At 62.1% G+C, this 12354-nt stretch carries 10 protein-coding genes; 9 read left to right on the top strand and 1 reads right to left on the bottom strand.

The window, feature by feature from the left end; genetic code table 11:
* The first annotated feature begins 41 nt into the window (after nt 1–41).
* The 6 genes from NPS47_RS04040 (at nt 42) to NPS47_RS04015 (ending at nt 6998) form a co-directional block, all read left to right on the top strand.
* Nucleotides 42–803 (top strand): class II aldolase/adducin family protein, encoded by a 762-nt coding sequence (locus NPS47_RS04040; RefSeq protein WP_274293814.1) that lies wholly within the window; start codon nt 42–44, stop codon nt 801–803.
* Nucleotides 804–928: 125 nt separating this feature from the next.
* Nucleotides 929–1573, top strand: a complete 645-nt coding sequence (locus NPS47_RS04035) for a TetR family transcriptional regulator C-terminal domain-containing protein (RefSeq protein ID WP_274293813.1) — start codon at nt 929–931, stop codon at nt 1571–1573.
* Between the two features lie 69 nt (nt 1574–1642).
* Complete coding sequence (locus tag NPS47_RS04030; protein WP_274293812.1) at nt 1643–2359, top strand: response regulator; 717 nt, start codon at nt 1643–1645, stop codon at nt 2357–2359.
* Nucleotides 2356–3138, top strand: a complete 783-nt coding sequence (locus NPS47_RS04025) for a substrate-binding periplasmic protein (RefSeq protein WP_425313476.1) — start codon at nt 2356–2358, stop codon at nt 3136–3138. The genes NPS47_RS04030 and NPS47_RS04025 overlap by 4 nt, the downstream gene beginning before the upstream one ends.
* Nucleotides 3135–5390 carry an ATP-binding protein gene (locus NPS47_RS04020; RefSeq protein ID WP_274293810.1) on the top strand — a complete coding sequence of 752 codons (2256 nt, stop codon included), beginning with the start codon at nt 3135–3137 and terminating at the stop codon, nt 5388–5390. The genes NPS47_RS04025 and NPS47_RS04020 overlap by 4 nt, the downstream gene beginning before the upstream one ends.
* 204 nt (nt 5391–5594) lie before the next feature.
* Complete coding sequence (locus NPS47_RS04015) at nt 5595–6998, top strand: amino acid permease (RefSeq protein WP_274293809.1); 1404 nt, start codon at nt 5595–5597, stop codon at nt 6996–6998.
* Nucleotides 6999–7045: 47 nt separating this feature from the next.
* Here NPS47_RS04015 and NPS47_RS04010 read toward each other — a convergent pair whose 3' ends face one another.
* Nucleotides 7046–7348, bottom strand: coding sequence for a DUF6124 family protein (locus tag NPS47_RS04010; protein ID WP_274293808.1), 303 nt, complete (start codon nt 7346–7348; stop codon nt 7046–7048).
* 894 nt (nt 7349–8242) lie between these two features.
* On the opposite strand from NPS47_RS04010, the gene NPS47_RS04005 reads away from it, so the two are divergent.
* From NPS47_RS04005 to NPS47_RS03995, 3 genes are read left to right on the top strand one after another with little or no spacing between them, the layout of a single operon-like run.
* Complete coding sequence (locus tag NPS47_RS04005; protein ID WP_274293807.1) at nt 8243–9034, top strand: enoyl-CoA hydratase/isomerase family protein; 792 nt, start codon at nt 8243–8245, stop codon at nt 9032–9034.
* A gap of 31 nt (nt 9035–9065) precedes the next feature.
* On the top strand, nt 9066–10226 hold the full coding sequence (locus NPS47_RS04000; protein WP_274293806.1) for an acyl-CoA dehydrogenase family protein: 1161 nt from the start codon (nt 9066–9068) through the stop codon (nt 10224–10226).
* Between the two features lie 18 nt (nt 10227–10244).
* On the top strand, nt 10245–12344 hold the full coding sequence (locus tag NPS47_RS03995; protein ID WP_274293805.1) for an acetate--CoA ligase family protein: 2100 nt from the start codon (nt 10245–10247) through the stop codon (nt 12342–12344).
* Nucleotides 12345–12354: the final 10 nt, after the last annotated feature.

The following is a 12354-nucleotide window of genomic DNA, read 5'->3' as shown; positions in this document are numbered from 1 at the left end:
GCCCTATTGTCTGGCCGGCCATTTGCCCGAGAACAATAAAAATGAACCTGACTGAAACCGAATTGCGCCTGCGCCAGGAACTGGCTGCCTGCTACCGGCTGATCGCGCACTTTCGCATGACCGATCTTATCTTCACCCATATATCGGTGCGCATTCCTGGCCCCGAGCACCACTTTCTGATCAATCCCTACGGCTTGATGTTCGATGAAATCACCGCCTCCAACCTGGTGAAGATCGACCTGCAAGGCAATGCCGTGGAGCCTTCGCCGTACCGGGTCAACCCGGCAGGATTCGTAATCCACAGCGCCATTCATGGCGCCCGTGAAGATGCCCAGTGCGTACTGCACACCCATACCAAAGCCGGTTGTGCGGTGGCTGCGCTCAAGTGCGGGCTGCTGCCGGTCAACCAGATCTCCATGGAGTTCTACGGCAAGGTCGCTTACCACGATTACGAAGGCGTGGCGCTGGACATGGACGAGCAGCAACGCCTGGTTGCCGACCTCGGCGACAAACCGGTGCTGATGCTGCGTAACCACGGCTTGCTGACCGTGGGCGAAACCGTCAGCGAGGCGTTCCTGCGCATGTATTACCTGGAAAAAGCCTGTGAAATCCAGCTGGCAGCGCAAGCGGCCGGTGAGATTGTGTTGCCGTCTGATGCGGTCTGCGCGCATACCGAGCGCCAGTTCAACGATCACGCGCGGCAGTTGAAGGAAGGCGAGCTCAGCGATAGCGGTGCTATGCAACTGGCCTGGAAAGCTTTGTTGAGGATGCTGGAGCGGGTAGCACCGGGCTATCGCGACTGATCGGGAGTTGTTGTACAGTTGTTCAACAGCGTCGCGGGGCAAGCCCGCTCCCACCGGGAGAAGTGCAATCCTGGTGGGAGCGGGCTTGCCCCGCGAAAAGGCCGCCCCACCAATGAGAACCGCCAATGAGCCAGGAAGCCCGTTACAGCCGTATGGTCCCGGAGTTGCGCAAGGCCAACCTGGTCGAAGCAACCCTGGTGTGTCTGAAACGCCACGGCTTCCAGGGTGCCTCGATTCGCAAGATTTCAGCCGAGGCGGGGGTCTCGGTGGGGCTGATCAGCCACCACTATTCGGGCAAGGACGAGTTGGTGGCCGAAGCCTACATGGCGGTCACCGGGCGGGTCATGGGCCTGATCCGCGAAGCCATGGCCCAGGCCGCACCGAATGCCCGCGAGCGCCTGTCGGCGTTCTTTCGCGCCTCGTTCTGCGCCGAGTTGCTCGACCCGCAACTGCTCGATGCCTGGCTGGCGTTCTGGGGCGCGGTGAAGACCGCCGAAGCGATCAACCAGGTGCACGATCACTCCTACGGCGAGTACCGCAATGAGCTGGGTCGATTGCTCAGTGACCTGGCCCGGGAGGAGGGCTGGCAGGCCTTCGATGCCGACCTTGCGGCCATCAGCCTCAGCGCCTTGCTCGACGGTTTGTGGCTGGAATCGGGACTCAACCCCGGCACCTTCACCCCCGAGCAGGGCGTGCAGATATGTGAGGCCTGGGTCGATGGCCTGCAAGCCGGTGGACGTCGGCGCTTCACCCTGACCGAGGGCTGTTGATCGGTCGTTCAGTAATGGGTAGGCTGCTGTCGCGAGTTACATAACAACGACTATAAGAGACAACACGCAATGACGCCTCGGGTACTGATCGTCGACGACGATCCGCTTATTCGCGACTTGCTGCACGCCTACCTGTCCCAGGAAGGCTACGACGTTCACTGCGCCGACACCGCCGAACAGGCCGACAGTTTCCTGGCCAGCCACAGCGTCGACCTGGTGATGCTCGACATCCGCCTGCCGGGCAAAGACGGCCTGACCCTGACCCGCGAACTGCGGGTGCGCTCGGAAGTCGGCATCATCCTCATCACCGGCCGCAACGACGACATCGACCGTATCGTCGGCCTGGAATGTGGCGCCGACGATTATGTGATCAAACCGCTCAATCCGCGCGAACTGGTGTCGCGGGCGAAAAACCTGATCCGCCGCGTGCGTCATGCCCAGGCCTCGAAGCCGACTGCGGCCAGCACCCAGGCACTCAAGCAGTTCGCCGACTGGGCGCTGGACACCGACCGCCGCCGCCTGATCGACCCGCAGGGCGGCGAAACCCTGCTGACCCATGGTGAGTTCCAGTTGCTCAGTGTGTTCCTGCGCAACAGCGGCCACACCTTGAGCCGCGACCAGTTGATGGACCAGATCCGCAACCGTGAATGGGTGCCCAATGACCGTTCCATCGACGTGCTGGTCGGCCGTCTGCGGCGCAAGCTGCACGACGACCCGGCCGAGCCGCAGTTGATCATTACCATCCACGGCGCCGGTTACCTGTTTACCGCCAGCGTGGCGGCCTGATCGCCATGGCGCGCTGGCTGGGGCTGCTAATGCTGTTACTGACCCCGCTGCTGCAGGCCGCTGAGCGCATCCGCTATTGCGACTATCCGGTGTACCCGCCGGTGTCCTGGAGCGACGGCAAACAAGTGCGTGGCCTGGCGCCCACCGTGGTGCGCGAATTGTTCGGGCGTCTGGGCTACGAGGTCGAGATGGTCGTGCTGGGCAACTGGAAGCGCTGTCTGCTCGACGCCGCCGAAGGCCGGGTCGACGTGGTGCTGGCCTACAACAGTGACCAGCGCGACCAGGGCATGCGCTTTTCCAGTGTGCCGGTGCTGCGCGAAGAAGTGGCGGTGTTCGTCAATCGCCAACGGCCGGTGAAGTTCGAACGCCTGCAAGACCTGGCCAGCTATCGCGGGGGATTGCTGTTTGGTGAAAGCTACGGTGCAGAGTTCGACCAGTTTGTGGCGAAACACCAGAACATCGAGTGGGTGTCGTCCAGCCAGCAGAACTTCGGCAAGCTGATTCGCGGGCGCATCGACTTCGTCATTCAGGAGCGCCGCACCGGCCAGTTGTTCATCGAACACCTGGCCGGTGCCGAGGATATACAGGCGTTGCCTGCTGCGCTTAGCGTGGATTACCTGCGTGTCGCCGTCTCACGTCACTCCGGATTGAGTCAGCACATGGCGCAAATCGATGAGCAACTGCAGCGCATGACTGACGCTGGCGAGATCGAACGTTGGCTGCACCAGAGCGAAGTGACCTATCGCGACATGACCAACCTGCCGGCAGACGCGCGATGATCCGTCTGCACGCTGATGGCCTGTTGCGCCGGTTGCTGCTGTTCATCCTGTTGTTCAGCCTGTGCTTCACGGTGCTGGCCAGTACCGTGCAGCTGTACTTTGAATACCGCCGGGAAATGCGCGACATCGATGCGCGCATGGCGCTGATCAGGGTGGGTTACCTGGCCAGCCTGGAACGCAGCCTCTGGGACCTCAACCAGGAGCAGATCAGCGTGCAGCTGCGCGGCCTGGTGGACTTTTCCGATGTCGCTCGGGTGCGCCTGAGCAGTGCCGACTTCAACCTGTTGCAGGGCGACGCCAATCCGCCGGGACCATTGCGCATCGAGCGCTTCCCGCTGGATTTCCAGCCGCCGTCCGGGCCGTTGCGCCATCTCGGCGAGCTTGAGGTGAGCATCGATCTGGGCGCCGTGCACCGGCGTCTGTTTGCCACCGGGTTGACCAGCCTGTTGTGGATGAGTGTGTTTCTTTGTGGGCTGGCGGTGGCCTTGTCGGGGCTGTTCTATCGTCTGGTGACTCGCCACCTGCAGGTCATGGCCGAATTCGCCCGGCGCATTGCTGCCGGTGACTGGCAGGAGCCACTGCGCCTGCAAAAGCGCCGCTCAGCCCGTCTGGATGAGATCGACACCGTTGCCCACGCTCTGGACGACATGCGCCGGGCGATCCTCAGCGATATCGAACGGCGCGAAGTGGACCGCCTGGCCTTGCAGGACAAGCGCGACGAGCTGCAAAAGATGGTCGAGCGGCGCACCGCCAGCCTGATGCGCGCCAAGGATGAGGCAGAGGCGGCGAACCTGGCCAAATCGCGGTTCCTGGCGACCATGAGCCATGAACTGCGCACGCCGCTCAATGGCATTCTCGGCATGGCTGAACTGCTGCGCGGCGCCGGGCTCAAGGCACAGGACGGCAAGCGGCTTGATGCCTTGTACAAAGCCGGTGAAGGGCTGCTGACCATTCTCAACGAAGTGCTGTACTTCGCTCGCCTGGAAGAAGGCGAAACCCATCCCGAAGCCGTGGATTTCTCTCTGCGCCAACTGTGCGACGAAGTCATCACCCTGCTTGAACCCAAGGCGTTGGCCAATGGCAGCACCCTGGCGAGTCACGTAGACCCACTATTAGCGGAGCGTCAGCGCGGCGCCGAGCAGTTCTTGCGGCAGGTGTTGAGCAACCTGCTGGCCAATGCGATCAAATTCACCGAAGGCGGGCAGGTTAGTGTGCAGGTCGAGGTGCTCGGCGTGCAGGACGGCGAGCAGCAGCTACGGGTGAGTGTGACCGACAACGGCATCGGCATCGCCGAGGCGGTGCAGGCGAAAATTTTCGACCGTTTCACTCAGGCCAGCGAAGCCGTGGCGCGGCGCTATGGCGGCACCGGCCTGGGGCTGGCGATCAGCAAGCATCTGGTCGAGCAGCTGGGCGGACGTATCGGTCTGCAAAGCGTCGAGGGGCAGGGCAGTTGCTTCTGGTTCGAGCTGAGCCTGGCGCCGGGGCAGCAGGCAACTCCGGCGCAGCCCACAACGCAGGCGGTCGCTGCGCTGGAGATCCTCGTGGTCGAGGATGTGGCGTTGAATCGTGACGTGGTGCAGGGCCTGCTCAAGCGCGATGGTCACCGGGTGTGGCTGGCCGAGGACGCCGAGCAAGGCAGAGAGCTGTGCAGTCAGCGGCGATTCGACTTGATCCTGCTCGATGTGCATTTGCCGGGCATCAGCGGCGTTGAGCTGTGCCGTCAGATTCGCAACAGCCCTGGGTCGAACCGGCACACGCGGATCCTGGCGCTGACCGCCAGTGTGCAGCCGGCATTGGTGCAGAGCTTTCTCGAAGCGGGCATGGAGGGTGTGCTGGCCAAGCCCTTGAAGCTGGAAAACCTGCGTCAGGCGTTGGCTGCTGAGCGGCCGTTGGCGGAACACTCAGCGGATGACGCGGACTTTGATCACGCACTGCTGCAGACCCATCGCCAATTGTTGGGCGAACAGAAAGTGCAGGGGCTGTTGGAGGTCTTGCAGACGCTGATTGTCCAGCACCGCAGCGCCTTGGCCGAGGCCATGGCGGCGCGCGACTGTACCGAAATTGTTCACCTGGCTCATCGCCTGGCGGGCAGTAGCGATTCCCTTGGTTTCTGTGGCCTGGCGCGTGTGTTGCGCAACCTGGAACAAGCAGCGATGGCCCGTGATATCCAGGCCGTCGAGGGCTTGCAGGGGCCGCTGCAGATGAAAATCGAGCATGCGCAGCAAACCCTGGAACGCTGGCTACAGCATTGATGTACAAAAATCTTACGACTTTTTACATCTTCGATCTTTACGTACAACTGCACCTTACATCGCTTTCCAATAATCGACGTTAACCGCACTGCACGCGGTCTTCGAAGCTTATTGGAGATAATAATAATGAACAGCCGTAAAGCTCAGCCGTCCCCGCGTTATCGCCTGTCCCTTTCGCCCCTGCGCCACTGTTGAGGTGCCGACATGAGCGAATCTACCGAACGTAAAGGCATTCATCTCACCCGCGCGCTGAAAAGCCGGCACATTTTCATGCTGTCGCTGGGCGGCGTGATCGGCACAGGCCTGTTCATGGGCTCGGGGGTGACCATCAACCAGGGCGGGCCGGTGGGCGCGATCCTGGCGTATCTGGTGGCCGGTTTCCTGATGTACCTGGTGATGGTCTGCCTGGGCGAGCTGTCGGTGCAGATGCCGGTCTCCGGCTCCTTCCAGGCCCACGCCACCAAGTACATCGGCCCGGCTACCGGCTTCATGATCGGCTGGGTGTACTGGATGAGCTGGGCCACCACCGTCGGCCTGGAGTTCACCGCGGCGGGCATGCTGATGGTGCGCTGGTTCCCCGACGTGCCGATCTGGTACTGGTCGGCGCTGTTCGTGGTGGTGCTGTTCGGCCTCAACGCCCTGGCCACCCGCGCCTTTGGCGAGGCCGAATACTGGTTCTCGGGGATCAAGGTCGCGGCGATTCTCGGGTTCATCATTGTTGGTGTGCTGGTGATCTTCGGTGCCATCCCGCTGACCAGCGGCGAACCGGCGCCAATGATGAACAACCTGATTGGCGACTCGCTGTTCCCCAACGGCTTGTCGGCGGTGTTCGCGGTGATGATGACCGTGGTCTATGCCTTCCAGGGCTGCGAGATCATGGGTGTGGCGGCCGGTGAAACCGACCAGCCGGAAAAGAGCATCCCGCGGGCGGTGCGCAACGTGGTGTTCCGCGTGCTGATCTTCTATGTGCTGGCGATCGTCGTGCTTTCGGCCATTGTCCCGTGGCAGCAGGCCGGTCTGATGGAAAGCCCGTTTGTGCAGGTGTTCGACATGGTCGGCATTCCCTATGCGGCGGACCTGATGAACTTCGTCATCCTCACGGCGATTCTGTCGGTGGGTAACTCGGGGCTGTACGCTTCGACGCGGATTCTCTGGGCGATGTCCAAGACCGGTATGGCGCCCAAGAGTCTGTCGCCGCTGAGCAAGCGTGGTGTGCCGCTGCGGGCACTGAGCATCACCCTGTGCTTTGCCCTGGTGTCGCTGATGACCAGCTTTATCGCTGCCGACACACTGTTCATGGTGTTGATGGCGGTAAGCGGGATGTCCGGGACCGTGACCTGGATCGTGATTGCCCTGGCGCAGTACCGGTTCCGCAAGGCGTTCTTGCGCGAGGGCGGCAAGCTCAGCGAGCTGAAGTACCGCGCGCCGTTGTACCCGCTGGTGCCGCTACTGTGCATCACCCTGTGCAGTTCGTTGTTTGTGTTCCTGGCGCTGGATGAGACGCAACGGCCTTCGTTGTACTGGGGTTTTGGTTTTATTGCAGTGTGTTATGCGGCGTACTTCATCATCAATCGCAAGCGGCAGGTGGTGTTGGCACCGTCGGTCTAACGCCTATCTTTGTAGGAGCGGATAAATCCGCTCCTACAGCAGCCTGATCAACCTGGCATCCGTCGCGCTTCTAGCCCGTCCAGCAACGCATCAAGCAACGCCATGGCCATCTCCACCGAATGCTGGGTGGACCAGGCCAAGCCTCGTCCTTCCTTGTTGGTATGGCGGACGGATTCGATAACGGTGGTACGGGCGCACTTGAGGTAAAACGAAGCATGCACCAGCGCATCTTCAGCACTGATGCCGGCGCGTACGCTGAACAAGGGTGGATGTTCCGGGCACGACGGGACGTCGGTCTCGAGCGTTTCAATGAGGTGCAGGTTGGGAGGATCGGGGACGGGCTTTTTCATGGTCTACTCCTAACTTGTGGAGCCGCCACGCTTTCGTCGCCAAACAAAATGGGTGGCAGCTGTACGCGGGTTGGCGAACCGGTAAGTTAGGAACCCGGCAGGGCCGAAACCCTCCCGCGCACAGCCACCATAAAGCGTTATGGTGATGTCTTAACTTGTCCGGGTCGCCAAACCCGATCACCGAATATTCAGTGACCGAGCGAGCCTAGTGTGAAGACCTTCCCCGGGCAAGCTACTGAGGCCGACAGATTGCGTAGGATAGGTCCTAGGACCAGACGCTGGCTAGTCAGTGGAATCTGATTTGCCCGGTGGGAGTGGGCTTGTCCCGCAATGAGGCCCTCGGAGTTGTGGGCATATCCATTCGCGGCGGTGGCGCTGAATCACCTTTCCGCCCTTACGGCGGGTTACTTTGGCAAACGCCCCAAAGTAACGCAAAGGTCTCGCCCCACCAGGGGCCCTACGCTGCGCTTCGGGTCCCTTCGCTCCGGTGCCGCTACGGGGCATTGCGAGCTACGAGTTGCAAGCAACTCTACGCTTCGCAACTTCGGCTACGCCGAAGGCGCTGCGCGCTAGCCCCTCCACGACACCTCCACTCAGCCCTACTGGTTAACGGGGCGGGTGGATCAAAATCAAGATCAAAAGCAGATCAAGATCAAGGGCACAATTCGCTTCGCTCTTGCTTGCCGCAACTTGGCTGGCAGTTGTGCGAAGTTGTAACAGCGCTCGGATCGCTTTGTGCTTCTGATTATTTAATATCAATAAAAACAGCAATATATCGGTGTAACTTCATCTGTTACATCACCATTTTTCCCCGATTGTCTCCTTGCTGAACACTCGTTTAGTATGGCCTCAAGTCCTACCCCTCACGCCAACCACAATAATTCGAGGCCTCCCATGACTACTTCTCCGTCAGTGCTGAGCAAAGTCGAAGCCGGCGTTGCCTGGATCACCCTCAACCGTCCCGAGCAGCGCAATGCCCTGGACATCCCCAGCCTGAAGAAGCTCCATGCCTTGCTCGATGACTGCAACGCCGATCCCGCCGTGCGCGTGGTGGTGTTGACCGGCAGCGGGCGCAGTTTCTGTGCCGGGGCGGATTTGGCCGAATGGGCTGAGGCCGAAGCCCGTGGCGCGTTGGAAAGCTATGGCTGGACCGAGACCGCACACGCGTTGATGCAACGCCTGCACAGCCTCGACAAACCGACCATCGCCGCCATCAACGGCACTGCCGTCGGCGCCGGGATGGACCTGACCCTGTGCTGCGATCTGCGCGTGGCCGCCGCCTCGGCGCGGTTCAAGGCAGGCTACACCAGCATGGCTTACAGCCCCGACGCCGGTGCCAGCTGGCATCTGCCACGACTGATCGGCAGCGAACAGGCCAAGCGTCTGCTGTTCCTCGATGAACTCTGGGGCGCCGAGCGGGCGCTGGCTGCCGGGCTGGTGGGTGAGGTGTGCGCCGATGATCAGTTGCTGGCTGTTACCGCTGAACTGGCCGGACGCCTGGCCAATGGCCCGACCTTCGCCTTTGCCCAGACCAAACGCCTGATCCGTGACGGCGCCCAGCGCACGCTCGGCGAGCAGCTGCAGGCCGAGCTTGCCGCCGGGTTGCTGTGCGGACGCAGCGAAGACGGCGCCGAAGCCTTGCGTGCAGCTGTCGAGAAGCGCGCAGCAAAATTCCTTGGTAAATAAATAGTTACACGACCTTCTTCAGGAACATTCCATGAATTTCCAACTGACCCAAGAACAAGAAATGTTGGTGGAAGCGGTACGCAGTTTCGTCACCAAAGAGTTGCTGCCCCATGAGGAGGCCGTGGATCGCGCCGACGAGGTGTCGCCGGAACTGGCCGCGCAGATTCGTGGCAAGGCCATCGCCGCCGGTTTTTACGCGTTCAACATGCCCGAGGAGGTCGGTGGCGGCGGTCTCGATTATCTGTCCCAGGCGCTGATCGAGCGGGAGCTGTCCAAAGTGTCGTGGGCGGTGCATGTGTTTGTTGCGCGGCCGTCGAAGATTCTCATGGCCTGCAAGGGCGAGCAGATCAATGACTACCTGCTGCCGTGTATCCAGGGCGAGAAGGTCGACTGCTTTGCCTTGACCGAGCCGGGCGCCGGCTCCGACGCCAATGCGATCAAGACCCGTGCCGTGCGCGAAGGCGACGACTTCGTCCTCAATGGCAGCAAACATTTCATCAGCCACGCCGGGCACGCCGATTTCGCCATTGTCTTCGCCGTGACCGACACCTATGAGCACAACGGCCGCAAGCGCAACGCGGTCACCGCGTTCCTGGTCGACCGTGGGACCCCCGGCATGACCATACGCCGCGGTCCCAGGTGCGTGAGCAACCGCGGTTATCACACCTACGAGCTGTTCTTCGACGATTGCCGGGTACCGGCCAGCAAAGTGCTGGGCGAGGTGGGCAAGGGCTGGGAAGTGGCCAACGCCTGGCTCACCGCCGGGCGGGTGATGGTTGCCGCCAACTGCGTTGGCCAGGCCCAGCGCGCGCTGGATGTTTCGCTGCAATGGGCGGCCGACCGCAAGCAGTTCGGCCAGCCGATCGGCACCTATCAGGGTGTGTCGTTCAAGCTCGCCGACATGGCCACGCAGATCCGCGCCGCCGAGCTGCTGACCCTGCACACGGCCTGGAAGATGGACCAGGGCAGCATGACCGATGGCGAGGCCGGCATGGCCAAGCTGTTTGCCAGTGAAGTGCTGGGCAAGGTTGCCGACGAAGCCGTGCAGATTTTCGGCGGCATGGGCCTGATGGATGAAGGCCCGGTCGAGCGGATCTGGCGTAATGCGCGGATCGAGCGGATCTGGGAGGGCACCTCGGAGATCCAGCGGCACATTATTTCCCGCGAACTATTGCGCCCTTTGTTGCGTTGATCGGGTCGGAGAACACTTATGTCGCAGTCGATTCGTAACAACCTCAAACGCCTGCTGGCGCCGCGTCACCTGGCGTTCGTCGGTGGGCGCAGCATGGCGCGGGCGTTCAAGCGCTGTGCCGAAGGCGGTTATCAGGGCCAGATGTGGCTGGTTAACCCGCAGCACGACAGCATTGATGGCATCCCTTGTGTGCGCAGTGTCGCCGAGCTGCCGTGTGGCCCGGACGCGGTGTTCATCGCCACCAACCGCGAACTGACGCTGACCTGCGTCGTCGAACTGGCCGCCATCGATGCCGGCGGGGCGATCTGTTATGCCTCGGGCTTTGCCGAAGCCGGCGCCGAAGGCCAGGCGCTACAGCAACAACTGCTCAAGGCCGCAGGTCACATGGCGTTGCTTGGCCCCAATTGCTATGGCCTGCTCGACTACCTGCACAACAGCGCGTTGTGGCCGGTGGCGCATGGTGGCAAGGCGGTAGAGAAGGGCGTGGCGATCCTGACCCAGAGCGGCAACTTCGCCTACAACCTGTCGATGAGCGACCGCTCCCTGCCGGTGGCGTACATGGCCTCGGTCGGCAACCAGGCGCAGCTGGGGATCGCCGAGCTGATGGATGTACTGCTGGACGAACCACGGGTCACCGCCATCGGTCTGCACCTGGAAGGGCTGAAAAACGTGCCGGGCTTTGCCCGCGCCGCGCACAAGGCGCTGGAGAAGGGCATTCCGATCATCGCCCTGAAAACCGGGGTGTCGCAGATCGGTGCCGAGCTGGCCCTGAGTCACACCAGTTCGCTGTCTGGTTCCGATGCGTTGTACGACAGTCTGTTCCAACGTTTCGGGGTGATCCGCGTCAGCGGCCCGGTGAGCTTTGCCGAAACCCTCAAAGCCGCTGCCTGCGGCAACCTGCCCAAGGGCCGCAGCCTGATTGCCCTGGCCTGTTCGGGTGGCGACGCCGGACTGATCGCCGATTACGCCGAACGCAATGAGCTGAGCCTGCCCAAACTCGAGGCCAGTCAGGTCGACGAGCTGGCCCAGGTGCTGCCGGCCTACGCCAACCTGGTCAACCCGCTGGACTTCACCACGGCCATCTGGGGCGACGGTGCAGCCCTTGAACGCATGCTCGACAGCGCCCTGCGCAGCGACGCCGATGCGGCGATGCTGGTGCTCGACTATCCGGCCGAGTTCACCGGCGAACGCAAGGAGTGCGACCTGCTGCTGGAGCTGTACAGCGCCGCACTCAAGCGCCACGGCAAGATCGGCTTTGTCACTTCGGCATTTCCCGAACTGCTTCCGGCCAGTGCCCGTGAGCGTCTGCATGGCCATGGCATTGCGGCGCTGCAAGGGGTTGAGGATGGGCTGGCGGCCTGGGGGCGGATCGCCGCCTATCAGAGCAACCGTCAGGCCTTGCTCGATCTGGGCGAATCAGCGCTGGTGCCGCTATGCCCGCAGGCGCTTGAAGGCGACAGCGAACTGCTCAATGAGTGGGACTCCAAGCAGGCTTTGAAGGCCTTCGGTTTGCCGGTTCCCGCTGGCGTGCTGAGTACAGCCGATCAAGCAATCAAGGCCGCAGAAGCGATGGGCTATCCCTTGGTGCTCAAGGCCGTCAGCGCGCAGTTGCCGCACAAGACCGAAGCCGGAGCCGTTGCTCTGAACCTGCGTGACGCCCAAACGCTGGACAGCGCCTTGCAACAGATGCGTGCACGGATTAGCGCTTATGCGCCGCATGTACCGTTTGACCAGGTGTTGCTCGAACCCATGGCAAGCGCACCCTTGGCCGAGCTGATCGTCGGCATCAAGCGCGAAAACGACTTCGGCCTGGCCCTGGTAATCGGTGCAGGCGGCATCCTCGTCGAGCTGCTCAAGGACAGCAAGACCCTGCTGTTGCCGACCACCGACGGTGCCATTCGCGCGGCCGTGCTCGGTTTGCGCAGCGCCAGTCTGCTCCAGGGTTTCCGCGGTCGCGAACACGCCGACCTGGATGCACTGGTCGCGGCAATCCGCGCCGTAGCCGACTATGCCTGCGAAAACGCCGGGCAACTGCAGGAACTGGATGTGAACCCATTAATGGTTGGTGCCCAGGGCACCACCGCGGTCGATGCGTTGATTCGCCTCGGCCAGGCGTAAGGAGCACAAC

Origin of the sequence: Pseudomonas putida, from assembly GCF_028682475.1 — a bacterium.
Lineage (GTDB): Bacteria > Pseudomonadota > Gammaproteobacteria > Pseudomonadales > Pseudomonadaceae > Aquipseudomonas > Aquipseudomonas putida_AG.
The sequence above is the reverse complement of the archived record's forward strand: the minus strand, read 5'-3'. Positions and strand labels throughout refer to the sequence as shown.

What these genes read in the sequence shown, in the direction of transcription:
- NPS47_RS04020 (WP_274293810.1), top strand. Translation starts at nt 3,135, where the DNA reads ATGATCCGTCTGCACGCTGATGGCCTGTTGCGCCGGTTGCTGCTGTTC.
- NPS47_RS04030 (WP_274293812.1), top strand. Translation starts at nt 1,643, where the DNA reads ATGACGCCTCGGGTACTGATCGTCGACGACGATCCGCTTATTCGCGAC.
- NPS47_RS04040 (WP_274293814.1), top strand. Translation starts at nt 42, where the DNA reads ATGAACCTGACTGAAACCGAATTGCGCCTGCGCCAGGAACTGGCTGCC.
- NPS47_RS04035 (WP_274293813.1), top strand. Translation starts at nt 929, where the DNA reads ATGAGCCAGGAAGCCCGTTACAGCCGTATGGTCCCGGAGTTGCGCAAG.
- NPS47_RS03995 (WP_274293805.1), top strand. Translation starts at nt 10,245, where the DNA reads ATGTCGCAGTCGATTCGTAACAACCTCAAACGCCTGCTGGCGCCGCGT.
- NPS47_RS04010 (WP_274293808.1), bottom strand. Translation starts at nt 7,348, where the DNA reads ATGAAAAAGCCCGTCCCCGATCCTCCCAACCTGCACCTCATTGAAACG.
- NPS47_RS04005 (WP_274293807.1), top strand. Translation starts at nt 8,243, where the DNA reads ATGACTACTTCTCCGTCAGTGCTGAGCAAAGTCGAAGCCGGCGTTGCC.
- NPS47_RS04000 (WP_274293806.1), top strand. Translation starts at nt 9,066, where the DNA reads ATGAATTTCCAACTGACCCAAGAACAAGAAATGTTGGTGGAAGCGGTA.
- NPS47_RS04015 (WP_274293809.1), top strand. Translation starts at nt 5,595, where the DNA reads ATGAGCGAATCTACCGAACGTAAAGGCATTCATCTCACCCGCGCGCTG.